The organism is Pseudomonas sp. R2-7-07 (assembly GCF_003852355.1).
GTDB lineage: Bacteria > Pseudomonadota > Gammaproteobacteria > Pseudomonadales > Pseudomonadaceae > Aquipseudomonas.
The window spans coordinates 294,543-311,891 of record NZ_CP027759.1; the positions used below are offsets into that span (position 1 = coordinate 294,543).

General features: G+C 60.9%; 13 protein-coding genes and 1 pseudogene. 13 read left to right on the forward strand and 1 reads right to left on the reverse strand.

Annotated features, from left to right (window positions below):
- Positions 1 to 81 precede the first annotated feature (81 nt).
- From C4J86_RS27280 to C4J86_RS01235, 9 genes and pseudogenes are all read left to right on the forward strand, one after another.
- A pseudogene (locus C4J86_RS27280) lies at positions 82 to 177 on the forward strand (N-acetyltransferase); the annotation flags it as partial.
- Between the two features lie 766 nt (positions 178 to 943).
- Positions 944 to 1,525: an alpha/beta hydrolase gene (locus tag C4J86_RS01200; RefSeq protein WP_124360762.1), complete on the forward strand. Its 582-nt coding sequence runs from the start codon at positions 944 to 946 to the stop codon at positions 1,523 to 1,525.
- 47 nt (positions 1,526 to 1,572) lie between these two features.
- Positions 1,573 to 2,499, forward strand: coding sequence for a sigma 54-interacting transcriptional regulator (locus C4J86_RS01205; protein WP_124369185.1), 927 nt, complete (start codon positions 1,573 to 1,575; stop codon positions 2,497 to 2,499).
- Between the two features lie 106 nt (positions 2,500 to 2,605).
- On the forward strand, positions 2,606 to 3,388 hold the full coding sequence (locus C4J86_RS01210) for a MetQ/NlpA family ABC transporter substrate-binding protein (protein WP_124369186.1): 783 nt from the start codon (positions 2,606 to 2,608) through the stop codon (positions 3,386 to 3,388).
- A gap of 324 nt (positions 3,389 to 3,712) precedes the next feature.
- On the forward strand, positions 3,713 to 5,077 hold the full coding sequence (locus tag C4J86_RS01215) for a TcdA/TcdB catalytic glycosyltransferase domain-containing protein (RefSeq protein WP_164487759.1): 1,365 nt from the start codon (positions 3,713 to 3,715) through the stop codon (positions 5,075 to 5,077).
- Between the two features lie 227 nt (positions 5,078 to 5,304).
- Positions 5,305 to 5,970, forward strand: a complete 666-nt coding sequence (locus C4J86_RS01220; protein ID WP_124365402.1) for an amino acid ABC transporter permease — start codon at positions 5,305 to 5,307, stop codon at positions 5,968 to 5,970.
- Positions 5,951 to 6,610, forward strand: a complete 660-nt coding sequence (locus C4J86_RS01225) for an amino acid ABC transporter permease (protein WP_124365403.1) — start codon at positions 5,951 to 5,953, stop codon at positions 6,608 to 6,610. Before C4J86_RS01220 ends, C4J86_RS01225 begins: the two co-directional genes overlap by 20 nt.
- Entirely contained in the window at positions 6,607 to 7,383 is a 777-nt protein-coding gene (locus C4J86_RS01230; protein ID WP_124369188.1) for an amino acid ABC transporter ATP-binding protein, read from the forward strand. Before C4J86_RS01225 ends, C4J86_RS01230 begins: the two co-directional genes overlap by 4 nt.
- The gene (locus C4J86_RS01235) at positions 7,380 to 8,234 is read left to right on the forward strand and encodes a transporter substrate-binding domain-containing protein (protein ID WP_124369189.1); all 855 of its coding nucleotides are present in this window, start codon (positions 7,380 to 7,382) and stop codon (positions 8,232 to 8,234) included. Before C4J86_RS01230 ends, C4J86_RS01235 begins: the two co-directional genes overlap by 4 nt.
- Before the next feature lie 142 nt (positions 8,235 to 8,376).
- Here C4J86_RS01235 and C4J86_RS01240 read toward each other — a convergent pair whose 3' ends face one another.
- Positions 8,377 to 9,537 (reverse strand): AAA family ATPase, encoded by a 1,161-nt coding sequence (locus tag C4J86_RS01240; protein WP_124369190.1) that lies wholly within the window; start codon positions 9,535 to 9,537, stop codon positions 8,377 to 8,379.
- A 121-nt stretch (positions 9,538 to 9,658) separates the two neighbouring features.
- Here C4J86_RS01240 and C4J86_RS01245 point away from each other — a divergent pair, with 121 nt between their 5' ends.
- The 4 genes from C4J86_RS01245 (at position 9,659) to C4J86_RS01260 (ending at position 17,298) form a co-directional block, all read left to right on the forward strand.
- Positions 9,659 to 10,741, forward strand: coding sequence for an efflux RND transporter periplasmic adaptor subunit (locus C4J86_RS01245; RefSeq protein ID WP_124369191.1), 1,083 nt, complete (start codon positions 9,659 to 9,661; stop codon positions 10,739 to 10,741).
- A complete protein-coding gene (locus C4J86_RS01250; RefSeq protein WP_124369192.1) occupies positions 10,738 to 11,808 on the forward strand; it encodes an efflux RND transporter periplasmic adaptor subunit in 1,071 nt (356 codons plus the stop codon). The genes C4J86_RS01245 and C4J86_RS01250 overlap by 4 nt, the downstream gene beginning before the upstream one ends.
- Positions 11,805 to 14,861 carry an efflux RND transporter permease subunit gene (locus tag C4J86_RS01255; protein WP_124365408.1) on the forward strand — a complete coding sequence of 1,019 codons (3,057 nt, stop codon included), beginning with the start codon at positions 11,805 to 11,807 and terminating at the stop codon, positions 14,859 to 14,861. Before C4J86_RS01250 ends, C4J86_RS01255 begins: the two co-directional genes overlap by 4 nt.
- 250 nt (positions 14,862 to 15,111) lie before the next feature.
- Positions 15,112 to 17,298 carry a glycoside hydrolase gene (locus C4J86_RS01260; protein ID WP_124369193.1) on the forward strand — a complete coding sequence of 729 codons (2,187 nt, stop codon included), beginning with the start codon at positions 15,112 to 15,114 and terminating at the stop codon, positions 17,296 to 17,298.
- The last annotated feature ends 51 nt before the right edge of the window (positions 17,299 to 17,349 follow it).

Below are 17,349 nucleotides of genomic sequence, written 5' to 3' on the forward strand. Positions count from 1 at the left end.
GGTGCGGCCTTTTTTTTTGGATGTGGGAGGGGGCTTGCCCTAATGCCAGTCAGTTAAGAAGTAGCAGGAGCGAGAACTAACTTGTGGCGAGGGAGCTTGCTCCCGCTGGGGCGCGAAGCGGCCCCAAACAATGGGACTGCTGCGCAGTCCAGCGGGAGCAAGCTCCCTCGCCACAGGTTCGGTGCCGCCTTAACTGACTGGCATTAGGGCTTGCCCCCGATGGCGGTGTGTCAGTGCCAGATGTGCTGGCTGACACACTGCTATCGGGGCATAGGTATCTACACAATTTTGTAGCAGCCTACTGTAACCACGATGCGAAGCGAGCCGCTCTTGATCTTGCTTTTGATCTAGGCGCCCCGTTAAACCACGCTGGCCGGAATTCGATAGTGATTTGGGGGGTAAACCGGCAGGGATGCCGGTTTAGCCGCCCCGCGCCATGGATGGCGCGTGGCGGCGGCCCCCCAAATCACTGTCGGATTACGGGCACACCGAGCCTGGGCGAGGTGCCGAGTGGTGGGGCAAGAGCGTTTTGCTTACTTTTGCGCTTTTCAAAAGTGAGACGCCGTAAGGGCGGAACCCTAAGCCGCCGTTACCGCAGCAACGGATATGTACTCGCCTTGATCCAACATCCTGGTCGGCTGTCAGACCGCCATCGGGGGCAAGTCGAATCGTCGCACCGCCCCTCCCACATTTGGATCGCGCGGCATCAGTCAGAAAGCTATAGGCCGCCAGGTCGCCACGGGAGCAAGCTCCCTCGCCACAGGTTCAGGGCTACGCCAAGTTGTGTAGATACCTATGGCCATCGGGAGCAAGCCCCCTCCCACATTTGATCATCATTGGTTATGGAATTTGGTTATTAATAAATAGCTTCTTATTCCTTAAAGAATATAAACCGCGTCCCTATACTGGTCTGCAACGTTAAACGCTGCAGGAGGGCACACCCATGCACAGCGAATCGATTCGTTACCTGATCGTGCCGGGCTGGCAAGGATCGCCAGAAGATCATTGGCAAAGTCACTGGCAGAACAGCCTGCCCAACAGTGCGCGCGTGGAGCAGGATGACTGGCTGACCCCGCGCCGCGAAGACTGGGTGGCGGCGTTGGCCGAGGCCATCGCCGCCGACAGCACGCCGGTGATCCTGATCGCCCATAGCCTGGGTTGCATCACCGTGGCGCATTGGGCGGCCACCGCGCCGGTGAATTTCCTGCGCCAGGTGCGCGGTGCCTTGCTGGTGGCCCCGGCGGACGTCGAACGTCCGGCCTGCGCCCCCGCCCTGCGCAACTTTGCGCCGATTCCTACCGACCTGTTGCCGTTTCCCAGCCAAGTGGTCAGTTCCGACAACGACAGTGCCGTCAGCGCGCCACGGGCGTTGGAGCTGGCGCGTCACTGGGGCGCCGAAGCCGGCATCCTGTCGGGGGCCGGGCATATCAATGTGAAGTCCGGCCACCAACGTTGGGAGCAGGGTTTCGCGTACCTCTATCGCCTGCAAAATCGCCTCGAGCATCACGCTCGGCGCCGTGCATAACCTATTTCAACGCCCTGTCCCTGAGTGGATGGGGGCGGGAGCCTGCCATGAGTCTGCATGAAACCTACGGCCAGCCATTGCTGACCTTCCCCGATGCCGAAAAAAGCCCGCTGAGCATCCGCGCCAAGGCGCTGGTGTTCGTCGACCCACGTTCGCGGCAGCTGCGCGAAGAGCTGGAAAGTCTCGCACCGCGTGCATTGCCCGTGTTGATTCGCGGCGAGACCGGTAGCGGCAAAGAGCTGCTGGCGCGGCATATTCACCGTGGCAGTGATCGCTCGGGCTTGTTTGTGTCGGTCAATTGCGGCGCGATCAGCCCGACTTATGCCGACGCGGAGCTGTTCGGCTATGCCGCCGGCAGTCACAGCGGCGCGGCGAGCAGCCGGGCCGGGTGGTTCGGTTCGGCCAATGGCGGCACGCTGTACCTGGACGAAATCGGCGACTTGCCTTTACCGATCCAGGTCAAATTGCTCGCCGCTCTGGAAAACCACGAAGTCACCCGCGTCGGCGCCCACCAACCCAGCCCGGTGGACGTGCGCCTGGTGGCCGCCACCAGCATCGACCTGGCCCAGGCGGTGGCAGCGGGCAAGTTCCATGAGCGCCTGTTCCATTATCTGAGCGAAGGTCAATTGGACCTGCCGGCATTGCGCGAGCGGGTCGGCGACATCCTGTCCCTGGCCGAATACTTCCTGGGCATCTACAGCCAACGCCTGGAACTGCCGGTGCCGCTGATCAGCGACGCCGCCCAGCGCGTGCTGGAACGTCATAGCTGGCCGGGCAATACCCGCGAGTTGGAAAACGTTATCCACTTTGCCCTGTTGGTGAGCAGCGGCGATGAGATTCTGCCTGAGCATCTGAACCTTCCCGCCGCCGGGTCGCCGTTGGAGCAGGTGCAGCGGATTTTCGCGAGCGCCAGTCCCACCGAACGGGAGACGCTGCGTACCTTCCTGTATGAGCAAAATGGAATATCAACGTGAATAAAAGATATTGTTCGGGAATAAAAAACTTAGGTATTGTCCACTCCACGCCGCGATAGCACTTCGCTGGCACTCCACATAAAAACGGTCGTTAGAAGGACATTGCATGAAAAAGGTTCTGTTGTTTACCGCACTGGCGGCTGCCCTGACTGCCAGCTTCGCCCAGGCCAACGAGAAACTGGTGGTGGCCGCCACCCCGATCCCGCACGCCGAAATCCTTGAGCTGGTCAAGCCAGCCCTGGCCAAGGAAGGCGTAGACCTGCAGATCAAAGTCTTTACCGACTACGTACAACCGAACGTGCAAGTGGCCGAGAAGCGTCTGGACGCCAACTACTTCCAGACCCTGCCGTACCTGGAAAACTTCAACAAGGGCAAGGGCACCAACCTGGTGACCGTAGTCGGTGTGCACGTTGAACCGTTCGGCGGTTACTCGAAAAAGATCAAAAATATTTCCGAGCTCAAGGATGGCGCCACCGTGGCTATCCCGAACGAAGGCTCCAACAGCGGCCGCGCCCTGTTGCTGCTGCAGAAAGCGGGTGTAATCACCCTCAGAGACCCGACCAATGCCCTGGCCACGCCGAAAGATATCGCCAGCAACCCGAAAAACCTGAAATTCAAGGAGCTGGAATCAGCCCTGCTGCCACGCGTGCTGGACCAGGTTGACCTGGATCTGATCAACACCAACTACGCGCTGGAAGCCGGCCTGAACCCAGCCAAAGACGCGCTGATCATCGAAGACGCCAAGTCGCCCTACGTGAACTTCCTGGTCGCTCGCCCGGACAACAAGGACAGTGACGCGATCCAGAAACTGGCCAAGGCCCTGACCAGCCCCGAAGTCAAAGCCTTCATCGAGAAGAAGTACAACGGCGCGGTCGTGCCAGCGTTCTGATGTAAGTCAAAACCCCCTTCAAGGTTTCAACGCCGGTGGCTAATAAAGCGCCGGCGTTTTTTTTTGTGACAGATACAGGGCGCCGAAGTGAGGCGTTAAGTTGTGGAACGCAACTTTATACCCGTTACATTAAGGGAGTTTATTGGTTTTGTTTGTGGATTAGTTCCATTGGATGTTTTCTTGAATTGCCGGCTTATGTTTCTTAAATAATCTTACATTTGTATCTTTGTTTTTTTGTTTTTTTACCCGCAGGCTTGGAGTCGATGAAGGAATTAACGCATGGAGGCGCCGGCAAGTGTTGTCAGCTTTTTGGAGCCAATAGTTATGACTCAGCATGTCTCTTCGCATCAACTGCTCACCACCTCCCCAAGCATGAGTCCGATAGCGGCCCAGCCCCAGAGCCCTAAGAGCTTTGAATCCACCTACCCTCTAAGCGAATTCAAGCCCGTCCCGAACAATATCCATATGGTGTGGGTGGGCTCGGAACCAAGCGTCAAGCAGGATGAATACTTGCGTCAGTGGGCAGCCAAGAACCCTAACCATGAAGTCACGCTTTGGGTGGATTCCACTCAATTTGATGCTTACGCCACGAATAAGTCCGCGCAGGCAAAGGCGGAAGCTATTTATCCAGGCTATCAATCAGAGCGTCCCATTCGCGGTTTATTCAGTCAGCTCAAAGTGACTACGGAATCTCCCAGGCAGCGTAAACCTGCAGAACAGTCACAAGTCATCAGCGAGTTGAACAAAGAGCTGTCTGCCTCAAGTAACAAACAGTTGAAAGCGCTACTGCTGCCCGAAGGTGGAAACGTGACCGCTGCTAACGCTCGGCAGGTACTTGACGGATTTGAGCGTTACGCGCAGCGCACCGACGATAAGTTTTATCAAGCAGAAGCCGTGATTCTGGACCAGACGACAAAATCCTGGGACCGTTACGCGAGTAACCCTCCCCGTGATATCAGTACGCTGACGAGTTTAAAAGAGCGGTTTGCCGATCAAAAGAACATTCAGATTCGTGACCTGAGCAATCCCTCGGACATTCGATTACAGAACAAAGACGTGTATCAACACGAAATTATCGGACGCAACGGTGGCTATGCTGCAGCCTCGGACGTGGCCCGTTATGAAATCGTCAATCGTTATGCGGGCACTTATACGGATATTGATCTGGAGAGCGTACGACCCCTCGATGGCGCACTGCATGCCCATCCCGATTTAATGCTGGTCGGCATGGCTGAAGGCAAAAATGACGCAAAGGGCAGCGCCACCCCTTATTTCGCCAACGCCTTATTTTCCAGCCATGCCCAGAGTGCGATGCTGTCCAGCCTGATTGATGACATCGGCAACAACTACCGTTCCATGAAGGGCAATGAGTACGGCGGTGACCGTTACTTCAGTCGCCCGAATAAAAGCACTATTGAAACCACCGGCCCCAATGCATTACGCGGGCACGTCGACAAAGTGATACAGCAAGCGAAGGGGCAGCCGGATCTGGTGCGCAGCGACGCCCGCTCTCTGGCTGATCGAATATGGGACAAAGCAAAGCCGCAAAACGAAGAGTACTGGAAACTCGTGGATTCCCATTTCAAATTCCCCGACAACTACGTCAATTTTGAGACCGAAGAGCAGCAAAACAGCGCTACCAAAGCAATGGCCGGTGGCGGCCAGCCCGACACGCTGAAGAGGGGCTAAATAGTGTTGAGAGCCTCGCCTGTCGGCGGGGCTTTTTTATCGACGCGTTCACGTCTTGCGCTCGGTTAGGCACTCCCCCAATAGGTTAGCTATTTGGGTGATATCAATATGCTATTTCGGTATTTAAACTTTGCTTTTTATACCTTTAAAGTTCGCGCTACCCGACGTTATCCACGCCGGAACGGACTGCGCTCGCGGCATTACCCATGCGGCGATTTGGACTGCACATGACCTTCGATTTCGCATTTATCCTCAGCACCCTGCCGGCATTTCTGAAAGCGGTCGGGGTGACGCTGCAAGTGGGTCTGATCGCCATTGCCACCTCCTTGCTGGTGGCGCTGATCAACGCAGCGCTGCTGGTGTTTCGCACGCCCTATCTGTCGCGGCTGGTGGCGCTGTATGTAGAGCTGGCGCGTAACACGCCGCTGCTGATTCAACTGTTCTTCGTGTATTTCGCGCTGCCGGCCCTGGGCTTGAATATTTCCGGATTCTGGGCGGCGATCATCACCATGACCTTCCTCGGCGGCGCCTACCTCACCGAAGTGCTGCGCGCCGGTGTGGAAGCGGTGCCAACGGCGCAGATCGAGTCAGGCAAGTCCATCGGCCTGTCCGACTGGCAGCTGCTGCGCCATGTGATTCTGCCCCAGGCCGGCATCCTCAGCCTGCCGGCGCTGTTCGCCAATTTCATCTTTCTGCTCAAGGAGACCACGGTGGTTTCCGCTGTGGCGGTGCCGGAGATTCTCTACACCACCAAGAGCTACATCGCGCTCTACTACAAGACCTACGAAATGCTCGCCGTATTGACGCTGATCTGCGTGCTGCTGTTCTTGCCGTTGTCGCTGTTGCTCAGCCGCTTGGAAAGGAGGCTCCAGCATGGCCAGTTCGGGTCTTGAATTGTTATGGGTGTCGTTGCCGCAACTGGGCAAAGGCGCTGCGCAAACCCTGTCGATTTCGTTCTTGAGCATTGCCTTCAGCACGGTCGGCGGCGTGTTGTATGGCGTATTGCGCACCTTGGACAACCGCGTGATCAATGCGCTGCTGCGGGTTTACCTGGAGCTGTTTCGCGCCATTCCGGTGCTGGTCTGGCTGTACCTGTTGTTTTTCGGCCTGCCGATCTTCTTCGGCCTGAGCATCCCCAGTTTCTGGTGTGCGGTGCTGGTGTTGTCGTTGTGGGGCGCCAGTGAAGTTGGCGAAGTGGTGCGCGGCGCCTTGCATTCGCTGCCCCGTGGCCAGCGCGAAGCCGGCTTGTCGATCGGGCTGTCCGACCCGCAGCTGTACGGCTACGTGCTGCTGCCCCAGGCCCTGAAACGCATGACGCCGCCGACCATCAATGTCTACACGCGGATCATCAAGACCAGCTCCCTGGCGGTGCTGATCGGCGTGGTGGATGTGATCAAGGTCGGCCAGCAAATCATCGAGCGCACCTATGAGTCGGTGTTGATCTACGGCGCGCTGTTCCTGTTTTTCTTCTTTATCTGCTACCCGTTGTCGGCCGCCTCCAAGGTGCTGGAACGGCGCTGGGCCCAAGCATGAGCGCATTGATCGAGTTTCAGGGTTTCAACAAATTCTTCGGCGAACAGCAGGTGCTCAAGGGCATCGACCTGAGCGTGCACAGCGGCGAAGTGGTGGTGATCCTCGGCCCCAGCGGTTGCGGCAAAAGCACCTTGCTGCGCTGCCTCAATGGCTTGGAAGTGGCTCACAGCGGGCACTTGCGGTTCGCCGGTAACGAGCTGTTGGCAAAACATTCCGACTGGCGCCAGGTGCGCCAGGACATCGGCATGGTGTTCCAGAGCTACCACCTGTTCCCGCACATGAGCGTGCTCGACAACATTCTGCTCGGCCCCTTGAAGGTGCAAAAGCGCGACCCGCGTGAAGCGCGCGAGCAAGCGGAAAAACTGCTGGCGCGCGTGGGTCTGGCCGACAAGCGCGACGCCTATCCACGCCAGCTTTCCGGCGGCCAGCAGCAACGCATCGCCATCGTCCGTTCGCTGTGCATGAACCCCCAGGTCATGCTGTTCGACGAAGTCACCGCTGCGCTCGACCCGGAAATGGTCAAGGAAGTGCTGGAAGTCATCCAGGGCCTGGCCCGCGATGGCATGACCCTACTGATCGTCACCCACGAAATGGCCTTCGCCCGCGCCGTCGCCGACCGCGTGGTGTTTATGGAGGCCGGTCGCATCCTCGAACACAACACCCCCGAGGCATTCTTTACGAACCCGCAAACCGCACGCGCGCAGCAGTTCCTGGAGAAGTTCTCCTTTGTTTCAACACTGCCCAGAAAGATCAAGGAACCGGAGCTGCTATGAAAAAGTTACTGCTGCCACTGTTTGCCGTCGCGTTACTGGCCGGCTGCGACAAGAAGGCCGAAGAACCTGCCAAACCTGCCGCCAGCGCGGTGAGTGCGATCGACAAGATCAAGGCCCGCGACAAGCTGATCGTCGGCGTCTTCACCGACAAACCGCCGTTCGGCTTCGTTAACGAAGCCGGCCGCTACGTCGGCTTCGATACCGACATCGGCCGCCAATTCGCCAAGGACCTGTTGGGCGATGAAAACAAAGTCGAGTTCGTCGCCGTGGAGCCCGCCAGCCGTATCCCGTTCCTGCAAAGCGATAAGGTCGACCTGATCCTCGCCAATATGACCGTGACCCCTGAGCGCAAGGAAGCGGTGGACTTCACCAACCCCAACCTGAAAGTGGCGGTACAGGCCCTGGTACCGAACAACAGCCCGGTCAAGAACCTGGATGACCTGGCCACCCGCACCACCATCGTCACCACCGGCACCACCGCCGACATCTGGCTGACCAAGCACCACCCGGACTGGAAACTGCTCAAGTTCGAGAAAAACTCCGAGTCGCTGCAAGCGCTGTCGGCCGGCCGTGGCGATGCCTACGCCCAGGACAACCTGGTGCTGTTCAGCTGGGCCAAGCAGAACCCCGGCTACCGCGTGCTGGAGCAGAAGCTCGGTGACGAAGCACCGATTGCCCCGGCGGTGAAGAAGGGCAATATCGAACTGCGCGACTGGGTGAATGCGGAGTTGGCGAAGTTGGGCGAAGAGAAGTTCTTGCTCAAGCTCTATGACCAATATGTGCGTAAAGAGCTGAGCGATGACACCAAGCCTGAGAGTGTGATTGTTGAAGGCGGGAAGTGGCAGGGCTGAGGCCTGGCTTTTGTGTTGGCTGTTCTGCCGCCATCGGGGGCAAGCCCCCTCCCACACTGGATTGGGTTCACAGGTTCTGATTTGTGCATATATCCAAATGTGGGAGGGGGCTTGCCCCCGATGAGGCCGGTACCCTCACCCTTCACTCCGGCCATTGCCACGCCGGCGCATCCAGCATCCCTTGCCCCACAATCCGCGTCTCCCCCAGCACCTTCTCCAGCACAATCGAATTGCATTCCTCATCCTGCTGCAACGCCGCAATCAAGCGGCTGGCATGGGACACCACCCACACCTGGCACTGCGCCGACGCCTGGATGATCAAGCGCGCCAACGCCGGCAACAGGTCCGGATGCAAGCTGGTTTCAGGCTCGTTCAGCACCATCATGGTCGGCGGCCGTGGCGTCAGCAGCGCGGCGATCAGCAGCAGGTAGCGCAAGGTGCCGTCCGACAACTCCGCCGCCGACAACGGGCGCAGCAGGCCTTCCTGGTAAAACTCGATGGCAAAGCGCCCGCCCTGTAACGGTTGGATATTTAAGCGCGCGCCTGGAAACGCATCGCTGACTGCGCGCTGTAACGCCTCGGGGTCGCCAATTTCACGAATGGTTTGCAACGCTGCGGCCAAATCGCGCCCGTCGTGATGCAGCACCGGCGTGCGGGTGCCTAACTGCGGTTGGCGCACTGGCGCGTCCACGTCGCTGCGAAAGTGATCATAAAAGCGCCAGCCACGGATGCTTTCGCGCAGCAGCAATACTTCCGGCGAGCCACGCAAACTGCCGACTTGGTCGAACAGGCTGTGATAGTTCGGCGTGTGCTGGGCCAGTACATCCCAGGCACGGCCTTCGCGAGCGCGCACCAACGGCCCGGAACGCTGTACCAACAGGCTGGCCGGGCGGTAGACGTGCCCGGCCCAGATGCACTCCCTCTTCACTTCCGGGTCGAGGCTGAAAAACGACTGGGTGAGTTCCGGCAAGCCCAGGGAGATCGCGTAGCTGAAATCTTCGGCGGCGAACCCCAGGCGCAGACGCTTGACGCCCTTGCGCACGACAGCCTCCACCGGCACTTCACCGCTGTGCATGCGCCGGCTGATGGTTTCCGGCCCTGCCCAGAACGTCGAGTCCAGCCCGCCTTCCCGGGCCAGTGCATTGATCACTCCGCCCTGAGCGGTTTCAGCCAGCAGGCGCAGGGCGCGATATAGATTGGACTTGCCGCTGCCGTTGGGGCCTGTGACCAGGTTCAAGCGGCCCAGGGGCACCACCAATTTATTGATCGAGCGGTAATTGGCCACCGCGAGGGTCTTGAGCATGGCAATTGAGTCGGTAGGGGAACCATTGAAGTATGGGATCCTCCATGCAGATAAGGAACCCTGATCTAAGCTCACAGTCGCATACACACTGGCACGTCGGCATCACGCAAAAGGAGCCTGCATGGGCGGTCGCATTTCCACATTTTTATTCGGGCTTGGCTTACTGACGCTGCTGAGCGGTTGTGGCCAGGAAAAGACCGAGCCCAAGGCCCATTCGCGGGTGTTCGTGCAAACCGTGCAGCCGGCGGATTTTGCCGCAGCGGTCACGCTGACCGGAGATGTCCAGGCGCGGGTGCAAACCGATCTGTCCTTTCGGGTGGGTGGCAAGATCATCCAGCGTCTGGTCGACGTCGGTGATCGGGTGACGGCCAAGCAAGTGCTGGCCAGGCTCGACCCCAAGGACCTGCAGACCAACGTCGATTCCGCCCAGGCCCAGGTCGTGGCCGAGCAGGCGCGGGTCAAGCAAACCGCCGCCGCCTTCGTGCGTCAGGAAAAACTCTTGCCCAAGGGCTACACCAGCCGCAGCGAATACGACGCCGCCCAGGCCGCGTTGCGCAGCAGCCAAAGCGCCCTGGCCGCCGCCCAGGCGCAGTTGGCCAACGCCCGTGAACAACTGGGCTACACCGCGCTGATCGCCGATGCGCCGGGCATTATCACGGCGCGCCAGGCTGAAGTCGGCCAGGTCGTACAAGCCACCGTGCCGATCTTTAGCCTGGCCCGCGATGGCGAACGCGACGCGGTGTTCAACGTTTACGAATCGCTGCTGGTGGAGCCGCCGCCGGACGCGCCGATCACCGTCAGCCTGCTGGATAACCCGAGCATCAAGACAGTGGGCAGAGTCCGCGAAGTTACCCCTGCCGTGGCTGCCAATACCGGCACCGTGCAAGTGAAGATCGCCCTGCAAAGCCTGCCCAAAGGCATGGAACTGGGCTCGGTGGTGAGCGCCACCGCCAATGGCCCGGCCAAGGCCAGCATCGAGTTGCCGTGGTCGGCCTTGACCAAGGACCTCAGCGAACCCGCCGTGTGGCTGGTAGACGGCGACGGCAAGGCGCAACTGCACAAGGTTACGGTGGCGCGTTACCTCACCGGCAAGGTGATCATCGGTGACGGCCTTAAAGGCGGCGAAAAAGTCGTGGTGGCCGGTGGGCAATTGCTGCACCCCGGCATGCTCGTCGAAATCGCCCAGCAAGGAGCCCAGCCATGAAGCACCTGACGGTGATCCTCGCCGCCAGCCTGTTGCTGGTGGCCTGCTCCAAGGAAGACGCGCCGCCCGAACCGGTGCGCCCGGTGTTGTCCATGGAGGTGAAGGCCGAAGACCAGGCACACCTCGGTCGTTTTGCCGGCACCATTCAGGCCCGCTACGAAAGTAACCTGGGCTTCCGTGTGCCGGGCCGTATCGCCCGCCGCGCGGTGGACGTGGGCGCCGAGGTGGAGAAGGGCGCCTTGCTCGCCGTCCTCGACCCCACCGACCAGCAGAACCAACTGCGCGCCGCCCAGGGTGACCTGGCTCGGGTGCAGGCACAGTTCATCAATGCCCAGGCCAATGCCCGCCGCCAGCAAGAGCTGTTCGACCGTGGCGTCGGCGCCCGGGCGCAGTTGGACGTGGCCCAGACTGACCTGAAAACCACCCAGGCCACCCTCGACCAGGCCCGCGCCTCGGTCAATCAAGCCAAGGACCAGCTCAACTACGCCGAGCTGCGCACCGACCACGCCGGCATCGTCACCGCCTGGAACGCCGAGGCCGGCCAGGTGGTCAGCGCCGGCCAGCAAGTGGTGACCCTGGCACGCCCAGACATCAAGGAAGCGGTGATCGACCTGCCCGCCGGCCTGGCCGAGCGCCTGCCGGCGGATGTGGTGTTTCTGGTGGCCGGGCAACTGGACCCCAGTGTGCACACCACCGCCATCGTGCGCGAGATCGAGCCCCAGGCCCAGAGCGCCACGCGCACCCGTCGCGCGCGCTTGAGCCTGACCGAAACGCCTGCCGCGTTTCGCCTGGGCACCGCCATCAGCGTGACCTTGAGCAGCGCCATCGCGCCGCGTATCGAGCTGCCGTTGAGCGCCTTGCAGGAAGTCGATGGCAAGACCCGCATCTGGTTGCTCGACACCCAGAGCCAGACGGTGCAACCGCGTGATGTCACGGTTGTCAGCCGTGACGCCGACAGCGCAGTGCTCAATGGTGGCATCAAGCCCGGCGAGCGCGTCGTCACCGCCGGTGTGAACAGCCTGAAACCCGGGCAGAAAGTCAAAATCGACGAGGACAGCCCGCGATGAAAGGCAGCTTCAACTTATCCGACTGGGCCATCAAGCATCAGTCCTTCGTCTGGTACCTGATGTTCGTCGCGCTGTTGATGGGCGTGTTTTCGTACATGAACCTGGGCCGCGAGGAAGACCCCTCGTTCACCATCAAGACCATGGTCATCCAGACCCGCTGGCCGGGCGCGACCCAGGAAGAAACCCTCAAGCAGGTCACCGACCGCATCGAGAAAAAACTCGAGGAACTCGACTCCCTCGATTATGTGAAGAGCTACACCCGGCCGGGCGAATCCACGGTGTTCGTGTTCCTCAAGGACACCACCAGCGCCAAGGCCATTCCGGAGATCTGGTACCAGGTTCGCAAGAAGATCGACGATATTCGCGGCACCTTCCCCCAAGGCTTGCAGGGGCCGTCGTTCAACGACGAATTCGGTGATGTGTTCGGCTCGGTGTATGCCTTTACCGGCGATGGCCTGTCGATGCGCCAGTTGCGCGACTACGTGGAGCAGGTGCGCGCTGAAATCCGCTCGGTGCCGGGGCTGGGCAAGGTCGAAATGATCGGCCAGCAGGACGAAGTGATTTACCTGAATTTTTCCACACGCAAACTGGCGGCCCTGGGCATCGATCAGCGCCAGGTCGTGCAAAGCCTGCAATCGCAAAATGCCGTGACCCCCGCTGGGGTGATCGAGGCCGGGCCGGAGCGGATCTCGGTGCGCACCTCGGGGCAGTTCGCCTCGGAGAAGGATCTGGCCAACGTCAACCTGCGCTTGAATGACCGCTTCTATCGCCTGGCCGACATTGCCGACATCAGCCGAGGTTACGTCGACCCGGCGCGGCCGATGTTCCGTTTCAACGGCAAGCCGGCGATCGGCCTGGCGATTGCGATGCAAAAGGGCGGCAATATCCAGTCGTTCGGCAAGGCGCTGCACGGGCGCATGGATGAGCTGACCGCCGACCTGCCGGTGGGCGTCGGGGTGCACAAGGTTTCGGACCAGGCTGAAGTGGTGGAAGAAGCGGTCGGTGGCTTTACCAGCGCGTTGTTCGAAGCGGTGATCATCGTGCTGGTGGTGAGCTTTATCAGCCTGGGCATGCGTGCCGGGCTGGTGGTGGCGTGCTCGATTCCGCTGGTGCTGGCCCTGGTGTTTGTGTTCATGGAATACAGCGGCATCACCATGCAGCGGGTGTCATTGGGCGCCTTGATCATCGCCCTCGGCCTGTTGGTGGACGATGCGATGATCACCGTGGAGATGATGATCACACGCCTGGAAAAAGGCGAAACCAAGGAGCAGGCCGCGACCTACGCTTACACCTCCACAGCGTTCCCGATGCTCACCGGCACGCTGGTGACCGTCGCCGGTTTCGTGCCGATTGGCCTCAACGCCAGTTCGGCAGGTGAGTACACCTTCACCTTGTTCGCGGTCATCGCCGTGGCGATGCTGGTGTCGTGGGTGGTGGCGGTGCTGTTCGCGCCGGTGATCGGCGTGCATATCCTCAGCGCCAACGTGAAGCCCCATAGCGCCGAGCCGGGGCGCATCGGCCGCGCGTTCAATGGCGGCATGCTGTGGGCCATGCGCAACCGCTGGTGGGCCATCGGCATCACCGTGGGCCTGTTTGTGGCGTCGGTGTTCTCCATGCAATTTGTGCAGAACCAGTTCTTCCCGTCGTCGGATCGCCCGGAAATCCTGGTGGACCTGAACCTGCCGCAGAACGCCTCGATCAATGAAACGCGCAAAGCCGTCGACCGTCTCGAAGCCATCATCAAGGACGACCCGGACATCACACGCTGGAGTACCTACATCGGCCAGGGCGCGATCCGTTTCTACCTGCCGCTGGACCAGCAACTGGAGAACCCCTACTACGCGCAGTTGGTGATCGTCAGCAAGGGCCTGGAAGAGCGTGGCGCTTTGATTGCGCGCCTGCAGAAGCGCCTGCGCGATGATTTCGTCGGCATCGGCAGTTTCGTGCAGCCGCTGGAAATGGGCCCGCCGGTGGGACGACCGATCCAGTATCGCGTGTCCGGCAAAGACACCGACCAGGTGCGCAAGCACGCCATCGAACTGGCGACCTTGCTCGACCAGAACACCCACCTGGGCGAGATCATCTACGACTGGAACGAGCCGGGCAAAGTTCTGCGCGTCGACATCGCCCAGGACAAGGCACGGCAACTGGGGCTGTCGTCGGAAGACGTGGCGCAGTTGATGAACAGCGTGGTCAGCGGCGCCTCGGTGACCCAGGTGCATGACGATATTTACCTGATCAATGTGGTCGGCCGCGCCGAAGACGCCGAACGCGGTACGCCGGAAACCTTGCAGAACCTGCAGATCGTCACGCCCAACGGCACCTCGATCCCGCTGCTGGCCTTCGCCACCGTGCGTTACGAGCTGGAGCAGCCGCTGGTGTGGCGTCGCGACCGCAAGCCGACCATCACCATCAAGGCCGCAGTGCGCGACGAGATGCAGCCGACCGACCTGGTCAAGCAGCTGGCGCCGACTATCCAGAAGTTCAGCGACGGCCTGCCGGTGGGTTACAAAGTCGCCACCGGCGGCACCGTGGAAGAAAGCGGCAAGGCCCAGGGCCCGATTGCCAGCGTGGTGCCGCTGATGCTGTTCCTCATGGCGACGTTCCTGATGATCCAACTGCACAGCGTGCAGAAGATGTTCCTGGTGGCGAGTGTCGCGCCGCTGGGCCTGATTGGCGTGGTGCTGGCGCTGATTCCCACGGGCACGCCCATGGGCTTCGTGGCGATCCTCGGTATCCTCGCGTTGATCGGCATCATCATCCGCAACTCGGTGATCCTGGTGACGCAGATCCACGAATATGAAGTAGCCGGCTACACGCCGTGGGACGCCGTGGTGGAAGCCACCGAGCATCGGCGCCGGCCGATCCTGCTCACCGCGGCGGCGGCGAGCCTGGGCATGATCCCGATTGCGCGGGAAGTGTTCTGGGGGCCGATGGCCTACGCGATGATTGGCGGTATCATCATCGCCACCTTGCTGACGCTGTTGTTCCTGCCGGCGCTGTATGTGGCCTGGTACAAGATCCGCGAGCCACAGCAGGAAGAACGCGGTTAAAAATGTGAGCGGGGCTGATCGTTCCCACGCTCCGCGTGGTAACGCCTCCTGGGACGCTCCGCGTCCCGCCAAGCGCTGCAAATTTCGGCTACTGCGCACAGGTGACGCGGAGCGTCACGGGCCGCATTCCCACGCGGAGCGTGGGAACGATCTTTGAGACGTGGGAAACTTCCGGAAGCGACGGGTGTTGCCCTGGTCACCCCGTTGAGTGTTTTACCCTCCGGCCTCCACCTCTCAACGGTCGCCTGCCATGAACCGTCTGCGTCATACCTTGCTGCTCTGCTGCTTCCTGTCGCCCCTGGCCTTTGCCAGCACCGTATTGGAAAACCCGTTGTGGCGAGTCGAACTCGACCCGGCCACCCTCGCCATCCGTGTGACACCCAGCGGCCAACCCGAGGTTCAAGCCTCCAAAGGGGTATCGGCCCGCGCCGTCAGTCAACTCGCACAAAACGATCAACAGGTCAGTTGGCAATGGGACGACGGTGCCTATCGCGTGACTGCCAGCCTCGAGCAGCGCGACCTGCTGCTGTCGATCAGGGCGCGGGAAGACGGTGAACTGCCGATCCTTGTGCAGCCGGCGAGCGCCCTGGGCAAGGGGTTGATGTGGCCTTTGGCCGAAGGGCATTACGTGCCGGCCGGCAATGCCCTGTGGAGCGATTTCCTGGTAGAGCAGGGCGATATCAACACCACCCAGGACCTCAGCCTGCCGTTGTGGGGTGTCGATCACGGCGCCTTCACCCTGAACTGGCTGCTGACCAATCCCTACAACAACCGCCTGCGCTGGCAAGGCCAGGCGTTGTCGTTGGCCCATGAGTTCACGTCGCTCGCACCTGCCGCGCCCATGACCCTGTTGTTGCACCTGGGCGAAAGCGACCCGCTGGCCGGCGCCAAGCGCTATCGCCAATGGCTGGTCGAACAGGACCGTTACGAACCCTTGGAGGCCAAGCTGCGGCAAACGCCGGGCGCGCAAAAACTGCTGGGCGCCAGCCATGCCTACCTGTGGGGCAATGACCTGCTGGCGCTGGAGGATGTGCGTGATTGGCCGCTGTTGCTCAAGCGCTTGCGCGATCATGCGCTCAAGGGCCTGTTGGACAAGGACTCCGCAGCGCTGCTGGCGCAGCCGGGCAGGTTGAATCGCTACGAGCAAACCGTGCTGTTGCGCGGCCTCAACGCGGCGATCAACCAGAAGGCCCGGCAGAGCTGGCAGGTGGACGAGCCCGATATGACCCGTCTTGCCGCCCGCTACGGTGAGTTGCGTCGCGAACTGGCGGTGGATTTTGCCGGTGCCCTCGATGGTAGCCCCGACACCTGGGGCAGCAAGGTAGTACAGACACTGCGCGACGCCGGGCTGCCACGCTTGATGCTGACCCTGGGCGAAGGCTGGGAAGGCGGCCTGTGGCACCCCGAAACCATCCGCGCCGGTGTCGACGCGGGCTACCTGATGGCGCCCTACGACTCCTATCAAACCGCATTGTCCGCCACCGAAAATCCCGACTGGACCACCGCCCACCTGGGCAGCAAGGCCTACCGCGACTGCGCCATTGTATTGAAGGACGGCCAGCTCAAGACTGGCTTCCAGCGGTCCGGCCACTACACCGATCCGCGCTGTGTGCGGCCGTTATTGGAAGCGCGGGTGAAAGCCGTACAGGCCAGGGCCGGCTTCAACGCCTGGTTTCTCGATGCGTACGCTACCAGCATGCTGCTCGACAGCTACCGCGACAGCGCACCGATGACCCAGGCGCAAAACGCTGAAGGCAATATCGATGCGTCCCGTTGGCTGAACACCACGCTGCAATTGCCGACAGGCTCCGAAGACGGCAACGCCGTCACCGCCCAGGGGATCCTGTTCGCCCATGGCATGCAAACCCCGGTGCTGGGCTGGGGGGATCGCGACATGACTCAGGACAAACAGTCGCCCTACTACGTGGGCAACTGGTATCCGCCGGAGCAACCGGCGGTGTTCTTCAAGTCGGTGCCGCTGAACGAGCCATTTCGCACCCTCTACTTCGATCCGACGCTGCGCTTGCCGCTGTACCAGGCGGTGTTCCATGGCTCGGTGATCACCACCCATCACTGGCTGTTCGATAGCCTCAAACTGAGCAATGTGCGGGCTGAAAATGAGCTGACGCAGTTGCTCTACAACGTACCGCCGCTGTATCACCTGAGTGCTGCGACGCTCAAGGAACGGCTGCCGTTGATCCAGCGCCAGGACCGATTTTTCCGTCCCCTGCATGAGCGCCTGGCGACTCAGGCGATGACTGATTTTCGCTGGCTGACCGCAGATAAACAGGTGCAGCAAACCACGTTTGCCGATGGCACGCGGCTGGTGGCGAATTTTTCGACGGGAGAAAAACAAGGCTATGCCGGGCGCAGTGTGACGGCGCTGGTGGAGGGTGAAAGCCCGGTGGTGTATCAGGTGGATCAGCGGGGTCATTGAGACCATCGGGGGCAAGCCCCCTCCCACAGGGGAATGCATCCAAATGTGGGA

What these genes read in the sequence shown, in the direction of transcription:
- C4J86_RS01200 (WP_124360762.1), top strand. Translation starts at nt 944, where the DNA reads ATGCACAGCGAATCGATTCGTTACCTGATCGTGCCGGGCTGGCAAGGA.
- C4J86_RS01205 (WP_124369185.1), top strand. Translation starts at nt 1,573, where the DNA reads ATGAGTCTGCATGAAACCTACGGCCAGCCATTGCTGACCTTCCCCGAT.
- C4J86_RS01210 (WP_124369186.1), top strand. Translation starts at nt 2,606, where the DNA reads ATGAAAAAGGTTCTGTTGTTTACCGCACTGGCGGCTGCCCTGACTGCC.
- C4J86_RS01215 (WP_164487759.1), top strand. Translation starts at nt 3,713, where the DNA reads ATGACTCAGCATGTCTCTTCGCATCAACTGCTCACCACCTCCCCAAGC.
- C4J86_RS01220 (WP_124365402.1), top strand. Translation starts at nt 5,305, where the DNA reads ATGACCTTCGATTTCGCATTTATCCTCAGCACCCTGCCGGCATTTCTG.
- C4J86_RS01225 (WP_124365403.1), top strand. Translation starts at nt 5,951, where the DNA reads ATGGCCAGTTCGGGTCTTGAATTGTTATGGGTGTCGTTGCCGCAACTG.
- C4J86_RS01230 (WP_124369188.1), top strand. Translation starts at nt 6,607, where the DNA reads ATGAGCGCATTGATCGAGTTTCAGGGTTTCAACAAATTCTTCGGCGAA.
- C4J86_RS01235 (WP_124369189.1), top strand. Translation starts at nt 7,380, where the DNA reads ATGAAAAAGTTACTGCTGCCACTGTTTGCCGTCGCGTTACTGGCCGGC.
- C4J86_RS01240 (WP_124369190.1), bottom strand. Translation starts at nt 9,537, where the DNA reads ATGCTCAAGACCCTCGCGGTGGCCAATTACCGCTCGATCAATAAATTG.
- C4J86_RS01245 (WP_124369191.1), top strand. Translation starts at nt 9,659, where the DNA reads ATGGGCGGTCGCATTTCCACATTTTTATTCGGGCTTGGCTTACTGACG.
- C4J86_RS01250 (WP_124369192.1), top strand. Translation starts at nt 10,738, where the DNA reads ATGAAGCACCTGACGGTGATCCTCGCCGCCAGCCTGTTGCTGGTGGCC.
- C4J86_RS01255 (WP_124365408.1), top strand. Translation starts at nt 11,805, where the DNA reads ATGAAAGGCAGCTTCAACTTATCCGACTGGGCCATCAAGCATCAGTCC.
- C4J86_RS01260 (WP_124369193.1), top strand. Translation starts at nt 15,112, where the DNA reads ATGAACCGTCTGCGTCATACCTTGCTGCTCTGCTGCTTCCTGTCGCCC.